This is a genomic window from Candidatus Zinderia endosymbiont of Aphrophora alni, from assembly GCF_964019745.1.
Lineage (GTDB): Bacteria > Pseudomonadota > Gammaproteobacteria > Burkholderiales > Burkholderiaceae.
This window is the reverse complement of sequence record NZ_OZ026462.1, coordinates 248,274-272,909: the sequence shown is the minus strand read 5'-3', so window position 1 is coordinate 272,909 and position 24,636 is coordinate 248,274. Positions and strand designations below refer to the sequence as shown.

The window sequence follows — 24,636 nt, the reverse complement described above, 5'->3', positions numbered from 1 at the left end:
AATTAATTAAAGTGATTATATTAAATAATAAATTTTTTTTTTTAACTATTATAATTTCACCATTAATAAGTTTTATAACTATTGGCTTATTAGGAACAAATTTCTTTTTAAATATAATAAATAAAAAAATTACAAATTTTATAGCAATAAGTAGTATTTTACTTTCAACTTTTATTTCTTTTAAAACTTTTTTATTAACAATCAATGGACATATTTATAATATAAATATATATACATGGATAAAATTTAATAATTTAAAAATAAAATTTGGTTTTTTAATTGATAATTTAACATCAATAATGATGTTAATGATTACATTTATTTCTTTAATAGTATATATCTATTCAATAGAATATATGAAAAATGATAAAGGTTATAAAAGATTTTTCTGCTATTTATCTTTATTTATTTTTTCAATATTAATATTAATAATGAGTAATAATTTATTACAATTATTTTTTGGTTGGGAATTAGTAGGAATAGTTTCTTATTTATTAATAGGATTTTGGTATAAAAAAAAAAAAGCCAATAAAGCTAGTATAAAATCATTTTTAATAAATAGAATAGGAGATTGTGGACTATTAATAGCAATAGGATTAATATTTTCATATACAAATTCTTTTAAATACAATAAAATTTTTAAAAATTTACATTTTTTAAAAAATATTTATTTATATAAAACTAATATATTAATAACAACTATTATTTGTATATGTTTATTTATTGGAGTAATTAGTAAATCAGCTCAATTCCCTTTACATATCTGGTTACCTAATTCTATGGAAGGTCCTACACCTGTTTCAGCACTTATTCATGCTGCAACTATGGTGACAGCAGGTATTTTTATAATTTCTAGATTATCACCAATATTTGAATTATCTAAAAATACATTATCAATAATTTTAATTATTGGAGGAATAACATCTATGTTTATGGGAATACTTGCAATTATTCAAAATGATATAAAAAAAATAATAGCATATTCTACTATATCTCAATTAGGATATATGACCATGGCATTAGGTGCTTCAGCATATTCTATAGCAATATTTCATTTAATTACTCATGCTTTTTTTAAAGCATTACTTTTTTTATGTGCAGGATCAATAATTATAAATAATAATCATATACAAGATATAAGATATATAAATAATAATATTAAAAAAAATATACCAATAACATGGGCAACTTTTTTAATTTCTATATTTAGTTTAATAGGAATACCTTTTTTCTCAGGATTTTATTCTAAAGAAAGTATAATAAAAATATTATCAAAAACTAAAATAACAGGCTCTAATTTTGCATATTTTTCATCATTATTTTCTATTTTAATAACTACTTTATATTCATTTAGAATGTATTTTAAAATATTTCATAAAACTTCTAAAAAAAATATTAATAATAAAAAAAAAAAATCTAATTATTTTATAAAAATTCCTTTAATAATTTTAAGTATTCCCTCATTTTTTTTAGGTTATTTTCTTATAAAACCAATAATTTTTAAAAATTTTTTTAAAAAATGTATAACTACAAACATTAATTTTAAAAATATTAAATATTTAAAAAAAATTTTTATTAATCCATTTTTAATGAGTCTTAAAGCTTGGAAAACTATTCCTTTTTTATTAATAATAATAGGGATTTTTATAACATATTATGTATATATAATAAATATAAATTTCACAACTTATTTAAAAAATAAATTTAATTTTATATATAAAATTTTAAAAAAAAAATATTTTATTGATATTTTTTTTAAAAAAATTTCTTATTTATTAATTTTAATATGTAAAAAAATGAAAATTTTTATAGAAAAAAAAATATTTAATAATTTTTTTTTATTTGGAATTATTAAAATAATAAAAATTATTTCAAAATTTACAAAATCATTAAATTCCGGATATATTCATAAATATATTTTTACTATGATAATAGGATTATTAATGATTTTAATTTATTTACCTATAAAGTTTTAATTAAAATGAAATTATTTTTACATATTTTAAGTTTTTCAATATGGTTACCAATATTATGTGGTATATTTTTAATATTAATTAATAATTATAAAAATAATGAAATTAAAAAATATATTTCTTTAATAAGTGCAATTATTAGTTTCATACCAACATTATTAATAATTTATTTTTTTAAAAATTCAGAAAAAAATTTTCAATTTTCAGAAAAAATACATTGGATAAAATGTTTTAATATTAATTATCATTTAGGTATTGATGGAATTTCATTATGGTTTATACCATTAACAGCATTAACAACTTTAATAACTATATTATTAGCATGGGATAATATTAAAAAAAATATTTCTCAATATTTTGGATTATTTTTAATATTATCAGGATTAATGATAGGAGTATTTTCTTCTATTGATTCTATGCTTTTTTATATTTTTTTAGAAACTACACTAATACCAATATTTATAATTATTGGAATATGGGGTGGGAAAAAAAAAATATATGCAACATTTAAATTTTTTTTTTACACATTATTAGGTTCAATAACAATGCTTTTAGCATTAATATATTTATATATCAAAACTAAAAATTTTGATATTACATCTTGGTATAATTTACCATTAACTTTTAATGAACAAAAAATAATATTTTTAGCATTTTTTTTTGCTTTTGCTATAAAATTACCTATTTGGCCATTTCATACATGGTTACCAGAAGCCCATGGAGAAGCTCCAACTAATGGATCAATTATTCTAGCAGCAATTATGTTAAAATTTGGCGCATATGGCATATTAAGATTTTTATTACCTATTACACCAGAAGCTAATAAATTTTTTGCCCCAATAATAATTATATTATCATTATTTTCTATTGTTTATATAGGTTTAATAACAATTGTTCAAAAAGATATAAAAAAATTAATAGCATATTCTTCTATAAATCATATGGGGATCGTAACAATAGGAATTTTCTTATTAAATAAAATAGGGATTTTAGGAGCAATTATACAAATGATCTCTCATATATTTACTTCAATTGCTATGTTTAGCTTAATAGGAATTATATATGAAAAAACTAAAACAAAAAAAATTAATAATTTAGGTAAATTAATTAAAAAAATACCTATTTTTTCTACATTTTTTATAATTTTATCTTTAGCAAATTGTGGTTTACCTTCAACTTCTAGTTTTGTTGGTGAATTTTTAGTAATAATAAGTGCTATTAAATATAATTTTTATATAGGAATAATAACATCAACAATTTTAATTTGGTCTGCTATATATTCATTTCTTTTAATAAAAAGAATTATTTTTGATAAAACAAAAAAATGTTCTATTAAAATAATAAAAGATATTAATAAAAAAGAATTTTTTGTTTTATTTATTATTACAAGTTTAATTTTTATTATTGGTATTTTTCCTAAAATAATAATTACTCCATTAGAAACTTCAATAACAAATTTATTAAGTTAATGTATATTTTATTTATATATAAAATATAAATTATTTTTTATAAAAATGAAAAATTTAAATTTAATTTATTTTTTCCCAGAAATAATTTTATTTATAACTATTATTATATATTTAATAATTAATATTATTTTTAATAAAAAAAAAAAAATAAATTATTATTTATCAATTTTTTCTTTATTAATATGTTTAATATTTACTATTAAATATAATTTAAATAATAAAATTATTTATTTATTCAATAAAACTTTTATAAAAAATAAAATTTCTAATTTTTTAAATATATTTATATATTTAATAAATTTATTAATTATATTATATAGTTATCAATATTTTAATATTAAAATTAAAAAAAAAAAAAAATATTTAAAAAAAGAATTTTTTTTTTTTATATTAACTTCTATAATAGGTCAAACAATAATAGTTTCTAGTAATAATTTACTAATTATTTATTTAGGTATAGAATTAACTTCATTATCTATAAGTAGTTTATTAATATCAGAAAGTAAAAAAAAAAAATCTTATGAAACTTCTATAAAATATTTTATTTTAAATATTATAGCATCAGGTTTTTTTTTATATGGAATCTCCATGATATATGGAGCAACAAAATTTATTAATTTAAATGATATTTATTATTCATTAATATCTGGAAATTTTTTTTTTAATTTATTAATATTAGGAATAATTTTTATATTATCTAGTATATTTTTTAAATTTGGAATAGCACCATTTCATATGTGGATACCAGATATTTATGAAGGCTCTATATGTCCTATAACTATGTTAATAAGTTCTACTCCTAAAATTGTTTTTTTTTCTATAATATTAAAAATATTTTATTATTTTTTTCCTATAATAATAAATTTTAAAAAAATTTTAATATTTATATCAATATTATCAATTATAATTGGAAGTACTGCAGCAATAATGCAAAAAAATATTAAAAGATTATTAGCTTATTCTTCTATTTTTCATAGTGGATTTATTTTACTCGGAATAACATCTACAATATTTTGTAGAAATTCTATAGAATTTATAAATTCTTTTTGTTTTTCGTTATTTTATATAATTATATATGTTATTAATAATTTAGGAATTTTAGGAATAACAATTATTCTTTCAAAAAATAAATATGAATCTAATAATATTAGAAATTTTAATGGTTTAAAAAAAAAAAATTTTTTACTTACTTTAATAACATTAATTTTAATACTTTCATTAAGTGGTATACCACCTTTAATTGGTTTTTATACTAAATTTTCAATTTTAAAAATAATAATTAAATTAAATCAAAAATATATAGCAATATTAATAAGTATATTTTCTTTAATAAATATATTTTATTTATTAATAATAATAAAAAATATTTTATTTAAAAAACCAATTATTAATACAAAAATAAAAAACAATTTTTTAATTAAAATATTATTAATAATAAATATAATTTTTATTTTATTTATAAGTATATTTCCAGATTTTTTAATAAATATATGTTTTAACATAATTATTAAAACTTTTACTAAAATAAAATATTTATTAATTTAAAATTTTGGAGTTGGCGGGGATCGAACCCGCGTCCGTAAAATATCAATATAAACATATCTACATATTTAGCATTGTTTTTTTAACTTAATATTAATAAAATAAACAAGCATATTTATTAATATAAATTCACAAAAAATTTAATTTTAAAATTTTGTGAAAAAAATTTTAAAACGATTCTCTATTTATAACCTTATATATTATTAATATATTTTTTATATATAATAAAAACCATTATAGAGAAATCATGGAATAAGGTAACTACTTATTTTTAAGCAGCTATTGCGTAATTATTTTCGTTTGCAGTTATTTTTTAAAAAATTTTCTAATAAATTTTATGAGATAATTAGATTCTCAATATGCAATGTATTATTATGATAAATACGTCGAAACCAAATCAACCCCTATTAACAAATATATAAAATTATAACATAAATAAAAATATTTAAAAATAAAAATATGAATAATAAACAATTATTACGTTATTCAAGACATATTTTATTAAAAGAAATAAATATTAAAGGTCAAAAAAAATTATTATCAAGTCATGTAATAATTATAGGTATTGGTGGTATAGGTTCTACAGCTGCTATTTATCTTGCTTCTTCTGGTATAGGAAAAATTACATTAATTGATAATGATATTGTAAATTTAACAAATTTACAAAGACAAATTATACATAATACTAATAATTTAAAAAAAAAAAAAGTTTTATCAGGAAAAAAAACATTAAAAAAAATAAATCCAAATATTAAAATAAAAACTATAGAAGAAAAAATAAATAATAATAATATTTATAATTTTATAAATAAAAAAAAAATATTATTAGATTGTAGTGATAATTTTAAAACAAGATTTATAATTAACAAAGCATGTGTTAAAAATAAAATACCATTAATTTCAGGATCTGCTATAAAATTTAATGGACAAATTTGTGTTTTTGATAAAAGATTTTCTAAAAATCCTTGTTATGAATGTGTATTTCCTAAAAAAAAAATAAAAGAAGAAAAATGCTCAAATTTAGGAATATTCTCGCCATTAGCAGGAATAATAGGTGCAATACAAGCTTCAGAAACTATAAAATTAATAATAAATATTAAAAATAAAAAAAATTTTTTTTATACATTAAATTTAAAAAAAATGAAACTTCTAAAATTTAAAATTAAAAAAAATTTATTTTGCAAAATTTGTAAAACTAAAAAAAATATTTTTATTAATCATAAATATAATTAAATTTTTTTTTAAAATTTTCTACTCTTCCAGAGATATCTAATATTTTATTTTTACCAGTATAAAACGGATGAGATTTAGAAGAAACTTCTATTTTAATAAAAGGATAATTAATACCATTAAAATTAATTTTTTTTTTTGTTTTTATTGAAGATTTAATAATAAATTTATAATTTATTGAAACATCATAAAAAACAACATATCTATATATTGGATGAATATTTTTTTTCATAAATTTTTTATTAAAAAATAATTTTTTAATTTTATATTATCATTTTTAAAAAATCTTCATTATTTTTTGTAATTTTAAATTTTTTTAAAAAAAATTCCATAGCAGAAATTTCATCCATATCAAATATTAATCTTCTTAAAATCCAAATTTTTTGTAATTTTTTTTTTTCTATTAATAATTCTTCTCGTCTAGTTCCAGATTTTTTTAAATTAATAGCAGGATAAACTCTTTTTTCTGCTAATCTTCTTTCAAGATGAATTTCCATATTTCCAGTGCCTTTAAATTCTTCATAAATTACATCATCCATTTTACTTCCAGTATCAATTAAAGCAGTAGCAATAATTGTTAAAGATCCACCTTCTTCTATATTTCTAGCAGCTCCAAAAAACCTCTTAGGTCTTTGTAAAGCATTTGCATCAACACCTCCAGTTAATATTTTACCAGATAAAGGAGTAATAGTATTATAAGCTCTCGCTAATCTAGTAATAGAATCTAATAGTATTATAACATCTTTTTTATTTTCTACTAATCTTTTTGCTTTTTCTAATACCATCTCTGAAACTTGTACATGTCTATAAGCTGATTCATCAAAAGTAGAAGCAATAACTTCTCCTAAAATAGATCTTTGCATTTCAGTTACTTCTTCTGGTCTTTCATCTATTAATAAAACTAATAAAATAACTTTTGGATAATTTAAAGTAATAGCACGTGCTATATGTTTTAAAATAATAGATTTTCCTGATTTTGGTGAAGAAACTAATAATCCTCTTTGACCTTTACCAATTGGTGCTATTAAATCAATAACTCTACAAGTAGTATTTTCTTCTTTTGTTAAAAGATTTTTTTCTAAAATAAATAATTTATTCGCATGTAAAGGAACTAAATTTTCAAATAAAATTCTTTGTTTAAAAAATTCTGGTGATTTATAATTAATTTTAATTATTTTCATAATTGCAAGATAACGCTCATTAATTTTAGGTAATCTAATTTCACCTTCTATAAAATCTCCAGTAAAAAGATTAAATTTACGTATTTGAGATGGAGAAATATAAATATCATCAATAGAAGCAATATAATTTGAATTTGAAGATCTTAAAAAACCAAAACCTTCAGGTAATATTTCTAATATACCATTACCAAAAATTTGTTTTCCTAATTGAAAATTTTTTTTTAAAATATTAAAAATTAATTCTTGTTTTTTTAAAAAAGATATTTTTTTTAAACCTAAATTAGTAGCAATTTTAAATAAATAAGTCATATGTAAAATTTTTAATTTTGATAAATGCATAAATATTATTTAAAATTTTTTCTTTTTTTTTACTTCTTATTTCTTTCTTTTTTATTTTTTTTTTTATAAAATATATCTTAAAAAAATTATTTATGAACATTTTTTTCAATAAAATACATAAGTTGACTTTCAGAAAAAACTCCTATTCTTTTAGAAATAACTATACCTTTTCTAAAAAAATATAAAGTAGGAATACTTTTAATATTAAAAATTTTAGTAATTTCAGAATTTTCATCTACATTTAATTTTGTAAAAATTATAATATTTTTATATTCTAATGCTACTTTAGAAAAAATTGGTAAAACCATTTTACAAGGATTACACCAAGGAGCCCAAAAATCTAATATAATTGGTCTTTTAGCTTTTAAAATATCATTTTCAAATGATAAATCTGTAACAGATTTTACAATTTTTAACATAATTAAAATTTTTAATTTTTTTTTTATAAATTAATATATAATATATATTATATATATTTTATATATAAATAATTTATATAAAAATATAAATATTTTTTTAAAAAAAATATTTAAATATTAGTATATATTATAAGTATATTCTATATATAAAACAATTTATATTATATAATAAATATAATTAATATCAATTACAATTTGTTTTTAATAAAAAATATAAAAATATTATATATATTTTTATTTATGAAAAAAAAAAAATTTAAAATAAATAATTTAATAGTAAAAAAAAAAATATTTTTTTCTACTGCTAATAATTTAAATAATTCAATTTTTATTGAAGCTTGTGCTGGGAGTGGAAAAACTAAATTAATAATTATTAGAATTATTCATTTATTAATAAAATATAATAATTATAAAAAAATATTAATTTTAACATTTACACGTATAGCTTTAAAAGAAATAAAAAAAAAAATAAAAAAATTTTTTTTTTACATTATAAATATTAACAAAAAAAAATTTTATAAAATTTTTATAAAATATGGTTTTTTAAAAAAAGAAATAAAAAAAAATTATATAAAAATAAAAAATTTATATAAAATATTTTTATTTAAAAATAAAAAAATAAATTTTTTTACATTTCATGGTTGGTTTTTATTTTTTTTAAAAAAAAATTTTTTTTTTAAAAAAAAATATAATATATTAGAAAATACAGAAATATTAATAAATGAAACATATAAAAAATTATTAATTAATTTACAAAAATTAAAATATAAAAAATATAAAAAATATTTTTTAAAATCTATAAAAATTTTAGGTATAAAAAATACTAAAAAAATTTTAAAAAAATTTATTTTTAAAAGAGATGAATGGTTATTATACAATAATATTTTAAAAAAAAAAAAAACAACACATTTAAAAGAAATAAAAAAAATTTGTAAAAAAAAAAAAAAAAAATATATATTAAAAATATGGAAAGAAAAAAAATTTATAAAAAATATAAATTTTATTATAAATATTTTTAATAAATTAACACCTTCATATAAAAAAAAAAGTTTAATTTTATCTAAAATTTTAATTTCTAAACCTTCAATAAAACAATTTAAAAAATTATATAATATATTTTATACTAAATATAAAAAAAAAAGAAAAATTAATATTTTAAAAAAAAAAATAAATTTTAATTTATTTAAAATAAAATATTATAATATTATTAATATATTAAATATTAATAATAAAAATTATATTTTTAAATATAATAAAATATTATTTAATATAGCAAAATTTTTTTTAAAAATATATATAAAAAAAAAAAAAAAAAAAAAAATATTAGATTTTATAGATTTAGAATTTGAAACATATTTATTATTAAATAATAATAATAAAAAAAAAATAAATATAAATTTTAAACATATTATTATAGATGAATTTCAAGATATAAATTTAATACAATGGAAAATTATTAATTCAATTATTAATTTAAATAAAAAACAAAATAATATAAAAATATTTTTTGTAGGCGATCCAAAACAATCAATTTATAATTTTAGGAAAAGTGATTATAGAATTTTTATTTATATAAAAAAATTTTTAAAAAAAAATAAAATTTTTTTATTACAAACAAATGTAACAAAAAGAAATTCTATAAATATTATAAATATAATAAATAATACTTTAGTAAAAAAAAATATTTTTTTTCAAAAACAATATACGACAAATTTAATAAAAGGTGAAGTTTGGAAATTACCTTTAATTAATTATTTTAATAAAAAAAAAATAAATAATTTTAAAAAAAAAAAAATAGATATTCAAAGATTTAAAGAAGGAGAACAAATTGCACAATCAATTTTATTAATAAAAAAAAAAAAATTAATATATAAAAAAAAAATAAAAAGAAAAATTAAATGGAAAGATTTTTTAATATTAATTAAAACTAGAAAATATTTAAAAGAATATGAAAAAGCTTTTAAAAAATATAATATACCTTTTACTTCAGATAAAAAAAAAAAAATATTTAATTTATTTATTATAAATAATTTAATTATTTTATTAAAATTTTTAACAACTAAAAATAATAAATTATTATTAATACAAATTTTAAAAAGTAATTTTTTTTTAATTTCTAAAAAAGATTTAAAAAAAATTTCTAAAATAAAAGAAAAAAAATATAAAAATTTTTTTTTACAAAAAAAATATTTATTTTCTAAAAAAACTAATTTTATTTTAATATATTTATTAAAATGGATAAAATATACAAAATATTTTTCAATTTATAATTTATTAAAAAAAATTTTAAAAGAATATCAATTAATAAGTTTATTTTATAATAAATTTATAAAAAATTTTAAAAAAATTAAAAATTTTTTTAAATTTATTTTTTTATATAAAAATATTAAAAATATAACTATAGAAAAATTTATTATTTATATAAAAAATATTTCAAATAAAAAAATTTATATAAAAAAAGAAAATTATTTTTTTAAAAATACAATACATATTGTAACTATACATAAATCAAAAGGATTAGAATCACCAATAGTAATATTGCCTGATACTAATCATAATAATATTATATATGAAAATATTGATTTATTATTTAATTTTCCTTATGATAGTAATAGTAAATTACATTTTTCAATTTTTGAGAAAAATAAAAAATATGAATTAATTAAAAAAAAATTTTTTAATTTAGAAAAAAAAATAAAATTTCAAGAATATTTAAATATTTTATATGTTGCTTTAACAAGAGCTAAACAATTATTAATTATAAGTGGTATAAAAAATAAAATAATAAATAAAAAAAATATTTTTAAAAATTGGTATCAAATATTATTTGAAAATAATAAAAAATATAAAAAAATTTCTAAAAAAGAATTATTTAAAAAAAAAAAAAATATTTTTTATATTAAAAATAAATATTTTATTAAAAATAATATTTATATAAAAAAAAAAAAAATTTATATTTTTATTTCACACATTTTAAATAAAAATAAATGGCCTATAAAACTTCCTAATATTCAAAATATTAAAAAATATTTTTCTTGTTCTTATAAAATAACTAAAAAAATTTTAAAAATAATTATTAATGTTTTAAATAATTTTAAATTAGAAAAATTTTTTAATCCTAAAAAATTTATTAAAGCATTAAATAATGTAAAAATATATAAAAAAAAAAAAAAAATAATATGTAATAGAATTGTTTTTTTTAAAAAAAAAATATGGATTTTAAATTACAATTTATTTATTTTAAATAATAATTCTTTATTAAAAAATTTAAAAAAAATTTTAATTTTTCAAAAAAATTTTTTTTTAATTTTTCCTTCTAAATTTATTAATTCAGCTCTTATTTTAAATAATGGTAAATTAATAATTAATAAATAATTTATTTTATATACTTTATAAAAAGTATATCTTTATAAAAATTATATATAAAAAATATTTATGACTTTTATTATTTTAAAAGAAAACGAACCTTTTGAAGTAGCTTTAAGAAGATTTAAAAGAAATATTGAAAAAAATGGATTATTAATAAGATTAAAATTAAAAGAATTTTATGAAAAACCAACAGCTAAAAAAAAACGTAAATTAATTTTAGCAAAAAAACGTAATTATAAAAGAATTAAAAGTCAAAGACTACCTAAAAAATTATATTAATATCTAATTATTAAATAAAAATTTATGATAAATAAAAAAAATATAAAAGAAATATTAAATAGTATAAATATTATTGAAATAATAAATAATTATATTACATTAAAAAATAAAGGTTCTAATTATATTGCTTTATGTCCATTTCATAATGAAAAAAATCCTAGTTTTACTGTAAATCAAGAAAAACAATTTTATTATTGTTTTGGTTGTAAAACATCTGGAAATGTAATCAATTTTTTAACTAATTTTTTAAAAATTAATTTTTTAGAAGCTATAAAAATTTTATCAAAAAATAAACAATCGATAATTTATAAAAAACCACGAATAATAAAAAAAAAAAAAATAAATAAAATTGAAATTCTTAATTTAATAAATATTGCTAAACATTTTTTTATGAAACAATTATTTTTATCAAAAAATGCTTTAATTTATTTAAAAAATAGAAAAATTTCTTATAAAATAATAAAAAAATTTAATATAGGATATGCAAAAAATAAATGGAATTTATTATATAAAGAATTTTTAAAATATAAATTTTTAAATTTTTTAGATTCTACTTTAATAATTAAAAATAATATTAATAATTATTATTATGATAGATTTAGAGGTAGAATAATATTTCCAATAAAAAATATTCATGGTCAAACTATTGGTTTTGGTGGTAGAACTATTAAAAATGATAAAATTAAATATTTAAATTCTCCAAAAACAGAAATTTTCGAAAAAAAAAATATACTATATGGTTTATATGAAGTAAAAAAAAAAATTCAAAAAAAAAATTATGTTTTAGTAACTGAAGGTTATATAGATGTATTAACATTATACCAATCTGGTTTTAAAAATACTGTAGCAGTTTTAGGTTCAACATGTACATTAATACATATAAAAAAATTATTACAACAAACAAAAAATATAATTTTTTGTTTTGATGGCGATGAAGCTGGAAAATTAGCTACAATTAATACTTTAAAAGTATGTTTAAAAATTAAAATAGATAAAAAAATAATAAAATTTATTTTTCTTCCTAATGGTTATGATCCAGATACTTTTATAAAAAAATTTGGAAGTGAAAAATTTAAAATTTTAATTAAAAACTCTATACCTTTTTCTAAATTTTTAATAAATATAATTATTGGTAATAATAATATTAATAATTTTCAAGATTGTATAAAAATTAAATTAAAAGCAAAAGAAATTTTAAGAAAAATGCAGGGATCTTTATTAAAAATACAAATTATTAAATTTATTAAAAATATTTTATCTTTAAAAAATATAAATTTTTGATTAATTTTAATTTATATAAAAAATTAATAATTTTAAATATAAGAAAAAATTTAAATAAAAAAATATAAAAATTTTAAAAATTATTCTAAATATGAATGTATCTAAAAACAAAAATAATAATAAAAAAATTTTAAAAAACAAAAATAATATCAATAATATTTTAAAAAATAATATTATTTTAGATGAAAATAAGATAAATAATTTAATGAAAGTATATATGAAGGAAATGGGGGATATAAAATTATTAACTAAAGAAGCAGAAAAAAAAATTTTTAAAAAAATAGAAAAGGGATTAAAAAAAATAAGATATTTTTATTTTGTTTGTTTAAATATAATTTCAAAAACTTTAAAATATTTTAAAAAAATTATAAATAATAAAATTTTAATAAATAAAATAATTGAAGGATTTAATAAAAATAAAAAAGAAAGAATATCTTTTAAAAAAAATAATTTTAAAAAATCTACTTTATTATTTAATAAAATTATTAAATTTAAAAAAAAATTATCTATAAAATATCTTTTAATTTTAAAAAAAAAAAAAATATTAAAAATATTAAAAAAAATTTATAAAAATAAACCTATTTTTTTTATTAAATTACAAAATAAAATTTCAAAAAAATTTTCAAATTTTATTTTTACTCCTAAAATTATGAGTGAATTTTATAAAAAAATAAAATTAACAATAAATTTAATAAAAAAAATAGAAAAAAAATTTTTTAAAATAATAGTAAAAAAATGTAATATAGATTATAAAGTATATAAAAATAATTTATATAAATATAAAACAAATTATATTTGGATAGATAAAAATTTTTATCTTTTTTTAAAAAAAAAAAAAATATTAAAAAAAAATTTTTTTAAAATTCAAAATTTAGAAAAAAAAATATTAGATATAGAAAAAAAATGGTCTTTACCAATTTTAAAAATTAAAAAAATTTTCAAAATTATACTTAAAGCAAAAAAAAAAATTAATAAAGAAAAAAAAAAAATGATAGAAGCAAATTTAAGATTAGTAATTTCTATATCAAAAAAATATATTAATAGAGGTTTAAATTTTTTAGATTTAATTCAAGAAGGAAATATAGGACTAATAAAAGCTGTAGATAAATTTGAATATCAAAAAGGATATAAATTTTCAACATATTCAACATGGTGGATACGTCAAGCAATTACTAGATCTATTGCTGATCAAGCAAAAACCATTAGAATTCCCGTACATATGATAGAAACAATTAATAAAATAAATAAAATTTCTAGACAAATATTACAAAAAACTGGTTTTGAACCAGATATTTTAACATTATCAAAAAAAATAGGAATTTCTAAAAAAAAAATAAAAAAAATTATGAAAATAGCTAAAGAACCTATTTCTATGGAAACACCTATAGGTGATAATAATGATTCATATTTAGGAGATTTTATTGAAGATACTAATATAATAACACCTTCAGAAGCTGCTTTTAATTCTTCTATGAAAAATTCTATAAAAGAAATTTTAAAAGGATTAACAAAAAGAGAATCAAAAATAATAAAAATGAGATTTGGTATAAATTCAGATATAGATTATACATTAGAAGAAGTTGGGAAATATTTTAACGTTACTAGAGAAAGAATTAGACAAATAGAAGCTAAAGCATTACGTAAATTAAAAGAATCATCAAAATTTTTAAAATCTTAAAAATTAAATGGGCCTATAGCTCAGTTGGTTAGAGCAAACGACTCATAATCGTTCGGTGGGGGGTTCAAATCCCTCTGGGCCCATAAAAAATATAAATTTAATTTTTTTTAAAAAATAAAAATAAATTTATTAAAAAATGATAAGAATAGTTTTAAGTATTCAATATGATGGAAATTTATGGCATGGATGGCAAAAACAAAAACATAAATTAACTATACAAGATAAATTAGAAGAAGCTATTAAAAAATTAATATTAATAAAAATAAATGTTATTTGTTCTAGCAGAACAGATACAGGCGTTCACGCATTAGAACAAATTGCTCATTTTGACACTAATATTAAAAAAAGTAAAATACTTTGGTTATACGGAATAAATCATTTTTTACCACCTACAATTGTTATAAATTGGGTTCATAAATTTAAAATTAATAATATAAAAGAAAAAAATTTTCATTCTAGATTTAGTGCAATTTCTAGAATATATCAATATATATTGTATAATAATATTTTAAAATCACCATTTTTATATGGAAAAGTTGGTTGGACTCATAAAAAACTTAATATAAATTTAATGAATAATGGCGCTAAATATTTAATAGGATTACATGATTTTTCAAATCTTAAATCTTCAAAATGTCAATCAAAAACTTCAATTAAAAATATAAAATATATTAAAATATATAAATATAAAAAAATAATAATATTTATTATTAATGCAAATTCATTTTTATATCATATGGTTAGAAATATAATAGGATTACTAATAAATGTAGGAAATGGTTTATATAAACCAATAGATGTATATAAAATATTAAAAAAAAAAAAAAAATATAATATTTTTACATTTATGCCATATGGATTATATTTAACAAAAATTAATTATTCAAATATTTGGAATCTTCCTAAAAAAAAAAATATAAATTTTTTTTTAAATATATATAAATTTTTAGTACAATAAAATGTATAAAACAAAAATCAAAATTTGTGGTTTAACAAAATTAAAAGATATTAAAAATATTTCATTATTTGGGATAAATGCTATGGGATTTGTATTTTTTAAACAAAGCCCAAGGTATATAAATCCTATAAAAGCTTCTAATTTAATAAAATATGTATCTCCATTTACTATAAAAGTAGGTTTATTTGTAAATCAAAATTTAGAAAATATTAAATATGTTTTAAAATATGTTCAATTATCATTATTACAATTTCATGGCGATGAAACTCCTGAAGAATGTTCAAAAATAGCATTTTTAACAAAATTACCTTTTATAAAAGCAATAAGAATTAAAAAAAATACAACAAGTATAGAATTATTAAATTATGAAAAAAAATTTACTAATTCAAGTATTTTTTTTAAAGGTTTATTATTAGATACATTTAATAAAAATTATGGAGGAAGTGGGAAAACATTTAATTGGGATATTATTCCTAATGAAATAAAATCAAAAATTATTTTAAGTGGAGGGATAAATATTAATAATATTTCTAAAGCAATAAAAAAAATTAAACCATATGCAATAGATATAAGTAGTGGCGTTGAAAAAAAAAAAGGTATTAAAGATATAAAAAAAATAAAATTATTAATTAAAAAAATAAATTTAATTAATTTTAAATAAATAAATATTTATTTTTAATAAATAATTAAAAAATGAAAATTTTAAATAATATTTTTTTTAAAAAAATAAATAAAAATATTTATAATTTACCAAATAAAAAAGGTTATTTTGGAAAATATGGAGGAAAATTTATTTCAGAAACATTAATTTTAGCATTACAAAAATTACAAAAAATATATATTAAAAATAAAAATAATAAAAATTTTATAAATAAAATTAATAATGAATTAAAAAATTTTATTGGTAGACCAACTCCAATTTATTATGCTAAAAATTTATCTAAAATTATTGGAGGAGCAAAGATTTTTTTAAAAAGAGAAGATTTAAATCATACAGGTTCGCACAAAATTAACAATGTTATAGGACAAATTATTTTAGCAAAAAAAATGAATAAAAAAAGAATAATCGCTGAAAGTGGTGCAGGACAACATGGTGTAGCAGTAGCTACTGTTGCTGCAAAATTTGGGATGGATTGTAATATATATATGGGAAGTAAAGATATTAAAAGACAATTACAAAACGTTTATAAAATAAATCTTTTAGGAGCTACTGTAATTCCTGTTAATTCAGGTTCTAAAACATTAAAAGATGCTTTAAATGAAGCTATACGAGATTGGACAACAAATATTGAAACAACATTTTATGTAATAGGAACTGTTGCTGGTCCTCATCCATATCCTACAATTGTTAGAAATTTTCAATCAATTATCGGTAAGGAATGCATAAAACAAATGCATAAAATTTTAAAAAAACAACCAGATTACATAATAGCAGCAATTGGTGGTGGTTCTAATGCTATAGGAATTTTTTATCCATATATTAATTATAAAAAAATTAAACTTTTAGGAATTGAAGCAGCTGGTAAAGGATTAAAAACTAATAAACATGCTGCTTCTTTATTGATGGGATCTTCTGGAATATTACATGGTAATAGAACATATTTATTACAAGATAAATACGGACAAATTTTAAAGACACATTCTATATCCGCAGGTTTAGATTACCCTGGTGTAGGACCAGAACATTCTTTTTTAAAAGATATAGGTAGAATTAAATATAAAAATATTACTGATAATGAAGCTTTATCTGCTTTTTATGATTGTTGTAATATTGAAGGAATTATTCCTGCTTTAGAATCTAGTCATGCTTTAGCATATGCTTTAAAAATTTCTTCTATTTTAACAAAAAAAAAAAATATTCTAATTAATTTATCTGGAAGAGGTGATAAAGATATGCATACAATAAAAAATATAAATAAAAATTTATAATATTTATATATTTTATAATAAATATGTCTAGAATTAAAGAAACATTTTCTAAATTAGCATTATTAAAAAAAAAAGCATTAATAACTTTTATTACAGCTAACGACCCCGCACCTAAATATACATTAAAATTAATGAATACATTAGTTAAATATGGTGCTAATATTATTGAAATTGGAATACCTTTTTCTGATCCTATGGCAGAAGGAAAAACAATACAAAAATCTCATAAAAGATCATTAAAATTTAAAACAAATCTAAAAAATATATTAAAAAATATATATAATTTTAGAAAATTTAATAAAATTACACCAATAATTTTAATGGGATATGCTAATTCAATAGAAAAATTAGGAATAAATAATTTTATTTATCAAGCAAAAATTTCAGATATAGATGGAATAATAATAGTTGATTATCCTCCTGAAGAATGTAAAAAATTTACCAAAAAAATGAAAAATAAAAAAATTGATCAAATTTTTTTAATATCTCCTACTACAAATAAAAAAAGAATAGAAAAAATTTCTAAAATTAATAGTGGATTTATTTATTATGTTTCTTTAAAAGGAGTTACTGGATCAAAAAATATAGAAATTAATAATTTACAAAAAAAAATTAATATAATAAAAAATTATACTAAATTGCCAATAAATATAGGTTTTGGGATTAATTCTTTAAAAATAATTGAAAAAATAAAAAATATAGCAGATGGAATTATAATAGGAAGTAAAATTATAAAAAAAATAAAAAAATCTTCAAAAGAAAATATTTTTAATGATATTAAAAAATTAATAAAAAATATACGTTATACTTTAGATAAATAATAAAAATTATAATTTTATATAAAAAAATAAATTTTTAAATAATTAATTATTTAATATAAAAAATAAAAATATAAATATAAATTTTTAATAATTTTAATTATTAAAATAAATAATATAAATTTATTTTTTTTATTTTAATAATTAATATTAATTAAAAATAAAATTATATATTAAAATTATATATTTCAATAAAAATATATTTTTAATGTTTTTAAAAATATTTAAAAAAATATTTTATTATTTTTTTAAAAATTTATAACATTATAAATATTATATTATTTAATATATTTAAAAAAAATATAATAAATAAAATATTAATAAAAAAAAATAATATATATATTATTTTAATAAAATTATTTTTTTTAAAAAAAATAAAATATTTATAATATTATTAAATATAAACAAAAAAATATAATATGAAAAATATATATAAAATTTTATTTTTAAACCCTCATTTTAATAAATAAACAATTAAAAAATTCAAAAAATATATAATATTATAAATCTTTTTTTTTATTATTTCAAATATTTTAAATAAAATAAAATATAAATAATTTTATTTATTAAATTTAAATATTATGAATAAAAAAAATTTAGGATTTACTACTAAAATTTTACATTATAATAAAAAAAAATATATTGAACATGGTTCAATACATAAACCTATATATAATAATGTAGCTTTTAAATATAAAAATGCTAAACATATTGCAGAAGTTTTTCAAGGAAAACAAAATGGATATAGATATGGTAGACAAGGAAATCCTACAGTATCAGCATTAGAAAAAAAAATAACATTAATGGAAAACGGCAAATATACTATATGTTTTTCAACAGGTATGGCAGCAATAGCAGCTATTATCCAAGGATTATTAATTAAAAACGATCATATTATTTCTTCATTTTTTTTATTCGGTAATACTAATAGTATGTTTAATACAATTAATTTACAAGGTATTAAAATAGATATGGTAGATGCTACAGATATAAAAAATATAAAAAAAAAAATTACTTCAAGAACTAAAATAATTTTTGTAGAAACAATAGCAAATCCTAGAACACAAATAGCAGATTTAAAAAATATTGGAAAATTATGTGAAAAAAAAAATATTTTATATATAGTTGATAATACTATAACATCTCCATATTTATTTCAACCTAAAACCGTTAAAGCAAGTTTAATTATAAATTCATTAACTAAATCAATATGTGGTCATGGTAATACATTAGGAGGCTCTCTAACTGATACTGGGATTTACAATTGGAAAAAATTTTCTAATATTTTAAATATATATAAAAAATATCATTATAGTAAATGGGGTATTATTCAAATCCGATCAAAAGCATTACGTGATTTTGGTGCCTCTTTAAGTCCAGAATCAGCCTATAATATTTCAATTGGAGCAGAAACAATTTCTTTAAGACAAAAAAAAGCTTGTAAAAATGCATTATCATTAGCAAATATGCTAAATAATGAAAAAAATATTTCAAAAGTTTTTTATCCTGGTTTATCAACACACCCTCAACATAAATTAGCAAAAAAAAAATTTAAATATTTTGGAAATATTTTAAGTTTTGAATTAAATAAAAATATTAAATGTTTTGAATATTTAAATAAATTAAAAATAGCTATAATTGCTAGTAATTTAGGAGATAATAGAACTTTAGTAATTCCAGTAGCACATACTATTTATTTTGAAATGGGAAAAAAAAAAAGAAAAAAAATGGGTATTTCAGAATCTCTAATAAGAGTATCAGTAGGTATTGAAAACATTAAAGATATATTATATGATTTTAAAAAAGCTTTAAATTTTTAAAATATAAATATTTATTTACAATAATTTATAGTATATTGAGGTATTTTTATAATTAAATTTTGTTTTTTTAAAATTACTTGACAAGAAAGTCTAGAATTAGCTTCTAAACCCCATGCTATATCTAATAAATTTTCTTCTTTTAAAGATGGTTTATTTAAAAGATTAAATCCTTTACAAACTATAACATGACAAGTTGTACAAGCGCAAACTTTCCCACAAGAATGTTCAATATATATTTTATTTTTTAATAAAATATTACACAAACTTTCACCAAAATTAAAATTTTTAATAATAAAACCATTAGGGCAATAATAAATATGTGGTAAAATTATAATTTTTGACATTTTTAAAAAAAATTAATAAAATTTTTATATAATAAAAAATATATATTATTTATATATTTTTATAAAATAAAATTATTTATATTTATTTTTTAAATAAACATTTAATAAATAATTTTTTTTTTTTTTTTAAAAAAAATTCTTTAGCAGAAATTTTTAATAAACCATCAATATCAATTTTAAAAATTATTAATACACGAATATTTCCAGCTTTCATAGGAGATATTCCACTTATTTCAAATTTTGCTATAGATTTACAATTAATAACTAATTTATCTTCTCCTTGTAAAATATTTAATAAAATTTTTGTTTGATTATTTTTTAAGGTAGTAAAATATTGACTATAAAAACAAGGAATTATAGAATTTTTATTTATAATTTTTTCAACTATTCCATTAATAGTTTCAATACCTAACGAAAAAGGTATTACATCTAATAATAATATTTTTTTTAAATTTAAAATAGTATTATTAATTAATAAATTTCCTTGAATAGCTGCACCTATAGAAACAACTCTATCTGGATCAATATTAAATAAAACTTTATTATTAAACAATTTATTAATAGATTTTCTTAAATAAGGAATACGAGTAACACCACCAACTAAAATTACTTTAGTAATTTCATTTATATGAATATTAGATTCCCTTAAAATTTTATAAATAATATTAATAGTTTTTTTAATTAATATTTTAATTAAATTAATAAATTTTTTTAATGTTAAAAATAAAAAAATTTTTTTATTAAAATTTAAAATTAATTTAATTTTTAAATATTTTTTAAAAGAAAGAATTTCTTTAAATTTACGAGATTTTAATCTTAATTTATATAAATCATTTTCAGATAAAAAAAAAAAATCTAATTTTTTTAAAATCCAATTAAATAAAATATTATCAAAATCATCACCACCTAAAAAAGGATCACCACCTACAGCTAAAACTTTAAAAATATTTTTTTTAATTTCTAAAATAGAAACATCAAAAGTACCACCTCCTAAATCATAAATTAAAAATTTTCCAAAAGAAAAATTATTTAATCCATAAGCAATAGCTGCAGATGTAGGTTCATTTAATAAACGTAAAACTTTTATATTTGCTAAATTTGCAGCATATTTTATAGATTTTCTTTGTAATTCATTAAAATATGCGGGAACTGTAATAACCGCTATATTTACATTAATATTTAATTTTTTTTTAACAATTTTTAATAAAGCAAAAAATATTTTAGAAGAAATTTCTACAACACTCTTAAAACCAAAAGAAGTATTTATATATAAAATTCCAAATAATTCTTTTATATTATAAGATATATTTTTTAAAAATGAAATTTCTTTTAAATCTCGTCCTATAAAACGTTTAATAGAAAAAATTATATTTTTATTTTTAATAAATTTTAATTTATCAATTTTATTTCCAATTAAAATTTTTTTTTTAGTTAAAAACTGTATATTAGATGGTAATAAATCATATTTTTTATTATATTTTATAGTTTTAGGTATACCATCTATAATAATTGTTACTAAAGAATTAGTAGTACCAAAATCTATTCCTAATACTAAATCATTTTTATTAATAATATTTATTATTTTTTTAATTTAAAAAAATATTTATTTAATTTCAAAAAAAATATTATTTATATTTTTAATAATTTTTTCTAAAAATATTAAATTATATATTAATTCTTTTAAATTTTTTAAATTTTTCTTAATAAATTGAATATTTATTAAATTTATAATAATTTTTTTTTTTTTATAAATATTAATTTCAAATTTATTTAATTTTTTTTTTTTATTATTATATTTTATATATTCTAAATATTTTCTTAATTTTAATTGTTTTAATAAAAATTCTTTAGAAAAAAAAATATTTTTATTAATAAATAAATTATAATTCATTAATTTACACAAATATATTGATCTTTTTAAAGGATTTTTTAAATTTAAATAAGCTTTATTAATAAAGGAAGAAAATTCTATTTTTTTTTTTTTTTTTTTTTTATTTAAAAAAATAAATCTATCAGGATGATTTTCATTTTGTAATTGAATATATTTTTTTTCTAAAATTAATAAATTAATATTAAAAATAATAGGTAAATTAAATAAAAAAAAATAATTTTTCATATATATAAAAATATATATTTATATATAAAAATATTAATTAAATTAATTTATTTATTTTAAATTTTATTTAATTTTTTTAGCTTTTGTTTTTGTTTTTGTTTTTGTTTTTGTTTTTGTTTTTGTTTTTGTTTTTATTCTAGTTCTAGTTCTAGTTCTTATTTTATTTTTACTACTATTTTTTAATTTTCTTAATTTATAATCTTTTATTGCAGCTCTTATTGCATCTTCTGCTAAGATTGAACAATGTATTTTAACTGGAGGTAAAGAAAGTTCTTCAACTATTTCTGAATTTTTTATTAATAATGCTTCATCTAATGTTTTACCTTTAATCCATTCTGTAATTAATGAAGAAGAAGCAATTGCTGAACCACAACCATAAGTTTTAAATTTAGCATCTTCTATAATACCTTTAGAATTAACTTTAATTTGTAATTTCATAACATCACCACAAGATGGAGCACCAACCATACCAGTACCAATATTTTTAAAATCTTTTTTAAAACTCCCAACATTACGAGGGTTTTCGTAATGATCTAAAACTTTTTTTGAATATGACATTTTTTTTTTTTTTAAAATATGTTTTTAAATTAAATTTTCCATTTAATTGTATTTAAATTTATACCTTCTTTATACATTTCCCATAACGGGGAAATTTTTCTTAATTTTTTAACATTTTTTTTAATTAAAAAAATCGCAAAATCTATTTCTTCTTCAGTAGTAAAACGCCCTATTGTTAATCTAATAGAACTATGTGCTAATTCATCACTAATACCTAAAGATTTTAAAACATAAGAAGGTTCTAAACTAGAAGAAGTACAAGCAGATCCTGAAGAAATTGCTATTTCTTTTACTGACATTATTAATGATTCACCCTCTATATAATTAAAACTAATATTTAAATTATGAGGAACACGAAATTTTAAATCACCATTTATATAAGATTCTTCAATACATTCAAGATTTGATTTTAATTTATTAAACATATATTTTATACGAATTAATTCTTTTTCCATTTCTAATCTAGTAATACGAAATGCCTCTCCCATACCAACAATTTGATGTGTCGCTAAAGTACCTGATCTTAAGCCACGTTCTTGACCACCACCATGAATTTGTGCTTCAAGTCTTATTCTAGGATTTTTAGAAATATATAAAGCACCTATACCCTTAGGACCATAAACTTTATGTGCTGATAAACTCATTAAATCAACATTCATTTTTGAAACATTTAAATTAATTTTTCCTATTGCTTGTGCAGCATCACAATGAAAAATAATACCTTTTTCTCTACAAATTTTTCCTATTTCTTCAATAGGTTGTATAACTCCTATTTCATTATTTACTAACATTACTGAAATTAAAATTGTATTATTTTTTATATTAGATATAATATCTTGAATATCAATTAATCCATTTTTTTTAGGTTTAATATAAGTTACTATAAAACCACAACGTTCTAAATTACGAAATGTATCTAAAACAGATTTATGTTCAGTTTTAACTGTTATTAAATGATTTCCTTTAAATTTATAAAATCCAGCAACTCCTTTAATTGCTAAATTATTACTTTCTGTTGCTCCAGAAGTCCAAATAATTTCTTGAGAACTAACTTTTAATAATTTAGCAACTTCCTTTCTAGCATTTTCTATATTTTTTTCTACATCCCAACCATATATATGACTACGAGAAGAAGAATTACCAAAATTATTATTTAAAAAAAAAATCATTTTTTTAATTACACGAGGATCTATAGGAGTTGTTGAAAAATAATCTAAATAAATTGGATTTTTTTTTAAAAATAATTTATTATTTAAATAATTTTTAATTAAAATATTCACTTTTAAAAATATTATAAATATATAAAATACATATTTGTTATTAATTATAACAA

Annotated in this window: 20 protein-coding genes, 1 tRNA gene, 1 other RNA gene and 1 pseudogene; 14 read left to right on the top strand and 9 right to left on the bottom strand. The window is 15.9% G+C overall.

All coding sequences use genetic code 11. The annotated features are described in order from the left end of the window. Nucleotides 1-11 precede the first annotated feature (11 nt). From nuoL to AACL00_RS01320, 3 genes are read left to right on the top strand one after another with little or no spacing between them, the layout of a single operon-like run. Entirely contained in the window at nucleotides 12-1,976 is a 1,965-nt protein-coding gene (gene nuoL, locus AACL00_RS01330; protein ID WP_339044886.1) for an NADH-quinone oxidoreductase subunit L, read from the top strand. Between the two features lie 5 nt (nucleotides 1,977-1,981). Beyond that, entirely contained in the window at nucleotides 1,982-3,442 is a 1,461-nt protein-coding gene (locus AACL00_RS01325) for an NADH-quinone oxidoreductase subunit M (protein ID WP_339044884.1), read from the top strand. Between the two features lie 45 nt (nucleotides 3,443-3,487). Beyond that, the gene (locus tag AACL00_RS01320; RefSeq protein WP_339044883.1) at nucleotides 3,488-4,987 is read left to right on the top strand and encodes an NADH-quinone oxidoreductase subunit NuoN; all 1,500 of its coding nucleotides are present in this window, start codon (nucleotides 3,488-3,490) and stop codon (nucleotides 4,985-4,987) included. A 2-nt stretch (nucleotides 4,988-4,989) separates the two neighbouring features. On the opposite strand, the gene ssrA is transcribed toward AACL00_RS01320, so the two are convergent. Beyond that, nucleotides 4,990-5,389, bottom strand: a transfer-messenger RNA (tmRNA) gene (gene ssrA, locus AACL00_RS01315). Between the two features lie 54 nt (nucleotides 5,390-5,443). Here ssrA and AACL00_RS01310 point away from each other — a divergent pair. Further along, nucleotides 5,444-6,217, top strand: a complete 774-nt coding sequence (locus AACL00_RS01310) for a HesA/MoeB/ThiF family protein (RefSeq protein WP_339044882.1) — start codon at nucleotides 5,444-5,446, stop codon at nucleotides 6,215-6,217. Here AACL00_RS01310 and AACL00_RS01305 read toward each other — a convergent pair. The 3 genes from AACL00_RS01305 to trxA all read right to left on the bottom strand — a co-directional run bounded on the left by AACL00_RS01305 (nucleotide 6,198) and on the right by trxA (nucleotide 8,153). Next, entirely contained in the window at nucleotides 6,198-6,446 is a 249-nt protein-coding gene (locus AACL00_RS01305) for a type B 50S ribosomal protein L31 (RefSeq protein ID WP_339044881.1), read from the bottom strand. The genes AACL00_RS01310 and AACL00_RS01305 overlap by 20 nt on opposite strands. A gap of 31 nt (nucleotides 6,447-6,477) precedes the next feature. After that, the gene (rho, locus tag AACL00_RS01300) at nucleotides 6,478-7,734 is read right to left on the bottom strand and encodes a transcription termination factor Rho (RefSeq protein WP_339044880.1); all 1,257 of its coding nucleotides are present in this window, start codon (nucleotides 7,732-7,734) and stop codon (nucleotides 6,478-6,480) included. A gap of 86 nt (nucleotides 7,735-7,820) precedes the next feature. Beyond that, entirely contained in the window at nucleotides 7,821-8,153 is a 333-nt protein-coding gene (trxA, locus tag AACL00_RS01295) for a thioredoxin (RefSeq protein WP_339044879.1), read from the bottom strand. Nucleotides 8,154-8,393: 240 nt separating this feature from the next. Here trxA and AACL00_RS01290 point away from each other — a divergent pair, with 240 nt between their 5' ends. The 10 genes from AACL00_RS01290 to AACL00_RS01245 all read left to right on the top strand — a co-directional run bounded on the left by AACL00_RS01290 (nucleotide 8,394) and on the right by AACL00_RS01245 (nucleotide 20,285). Continuing rightward, a complete protein-coding gene (locus tag AACL00_RS01290) occupies nucleotides 8,394-11,528 on the top strand; it encodes a UvrD-helicase domain-containing protein (protein WP_339044878.1) in 3,135 nt (1,044 codons plus the stop codon). A 60-nt stretch (nucleotides 11,529-11,588) separates the two neighbouring features. Continuing rightward, nucleotides 11,589-11,801, top strand: coding sequence for a 30S ribosomal protein S21 (rpsU, locus tag AACL00_RS01285; RefSeq protein ID WP_339044877.1), 213 nt, complete (start codon nucleotides 11,589-11,591; stop codon nucleotides 11,799-11,801). 24 nt (nucleotides 11,802-11,825) lie between these two features. Beyond that, entirely contained in the window at nucleotides 11,826-13,082 is a 1,257-nt protein-coding gene (gene dnaG, locus AACL00_RS01280) for a DNA primase (RefSeq protein WP_339044876.1), read from the top strand. A gap of 91 nt (nucleotides 13,083-13,173) precedes the next feature. Then, nucleotides 13,174-14,760 carry an RNA polymerase sigma factor RpoD gene (gene rpoD / locus AACL00_RS01275; RefSeq protein WP_339044875.1) on the top strand — a complete coding sequence of 529 codons (1,587 nt, stop codon included), beginning with the start codon at nucleotides 13,174-13,176 and terminating at the stop codon, nucleotides 14,758-14,760. A 9-nt stretch (nucleotides 14,761-14,769) separates the two neighbouring features. Continuing rightward, nucleotides 14,770-14,843: transfer RNA gene (locus tag AACL00_RS01270), tRNA-Ile, on the top strand. 53 nt (nucleotides 14,844-14,896) lie between these two features. Beyond that, nucleotides 14,897-15,718, top strand: a complete 822-nt coding sequence (gene truA / locus AACL00_RS01265; RefSeq protein WP_339044874.1) for a tRNA pseudouridine(38-40) synthase TruA — start codon at nucleotides 14,897-14,899, stop codon at nucleotides 15,716-15,718. 1 nt (nucleotide 15,719) lies between these two features. After that, nucleotides 15,720-16,379 (top strand): phosphoribosylanthranilate isomerase, encoded by a 660-nt coding sequence (locus tag AACL00_RS01260; RefSeq protein WP_339044873.1) that lies wholly within the window; start codon nucleotides 15,720-15,722, stop codon nucleotides 16,377-16,379. Nucleotides 16,380-16,411: 32 nt separating this feature from the next. Next, on the top strand, nucleotides 16,412-17,647 hold the full coding sequence (gene trpB, locus AACL00_RS01255) for a tryptophan synthase subunit beta (RefSeq protein ID WP_339044872.1): 1,236 nt from the start codon (nucleotides 16,412-16,414) through the stop codon (nucleotides 17,645-17,647). 23 nt (nucleotides 17,648-17,670) lie between these two features. Then, nucleotides 17,671-18,468 (top strand): tryptophan synthase subunit alpha, encoded by a 798-nt coding sequence (gene trpA / locus AACL00_RS01250; RefSeq protein WP_339044871.1) that lies wholly within the window; start codon nucleotides 17,671-17,673, stop codon nucleotides 18,466-18,468. 575 nt (nucleotides 18,469-19,043) lie between these two features. Next, nucleotides 19,044-20,285 (top strand): cystathionine gamma-synthase family protein, encoded by a 1,242-nt coding sequence (locus tag AACL00_RS01245; RefSeq protein ID WP_339045135.1) that lies wholly within the window; start codon nucleotides 19,044-19,046, stop codon nucleotides 20,283-20,285. A gap of 11 nt (nucleotides 20,286-20,296) precedes the next feature. Here the strand turns inward: AACL00_RS01245 and fdx are convergent, their stop codons facing one another. The 5 genes and pseudogenes from fdx to AACL00_RS01220 all read right to left on the bottom strand — a co-directional run bounded on the left by fdx (nucleotide 20,297) and on the right by AACL00_RS01220 (nucleotide 24,577). Next, nucleotides 20,297-20,629 carry an ISC system 2Fe-2S type ferredoxin gene (gene fdx, locus AACL00_RS01240; RefSeq protein WP_339044870.1) on the bottom strand — a complete coding sequence of 111 codons (333 nt, stop codon included), beginning with the start codon at nucleotides 20,627-20,629 and terminating at the stop codon, nucleotides 20,297-20,299. A gap of 82 nt (nucleotides 20,630-20,711) precedes the next feature. Continuing rightward, complete coding sequence (locus AACL00_RS01235) at nucleotides 20,712-22,172, bottom strand: Hsp70 family protein (protein ID WP_339045134.1); 1,461 nt, start codon at nucleotides 22,170-22,172, stop codon at nucleotides 20,712-20,714. 60 nt (nucleotides 22,173-22,232) lie between these two features. Further along, nucleotides 22,233-22,745: a Fe-S protein assembly co-chaperone HscB gene (hscB, locus tag AACL00_RS01230; protein WP_339044869.1), complete on the bottom strand. Its 513-nt coding sequence runs from the start codon at nucleotides 22,743-22,745 to the stop codon at nucleotides 22,233-22,235. Between the two features lie 186 nt (nucleotides 22,746-22,931). After that, nucleotides 22,932-23,303: pseudogene (iscU, locus tag AACL00_RS01225) on the bottom strand (Fe-S cluster assembly scaffold IscU); the annotation flags it as partial. 29 nt (nucleotides 23,304-23,332) lie between these two features. Beyond that, nucleotides 23,333-24,577 carry an IscS subfamily cysteine desulfurase gene (locus AACL00_RS01220; protein ID WP_339045133.1) on the bottom strand — a complete coding sequence of 415 codons (1,245 nt, stop codon included), beginning with the start codon at nucleotides 24,575-24,577 and terminating at the stop codon, nucleotides 23,333-23,335. Between the last annotated feature and the right edge of the window lie 59 nt (nucleotides 24,578-24,636).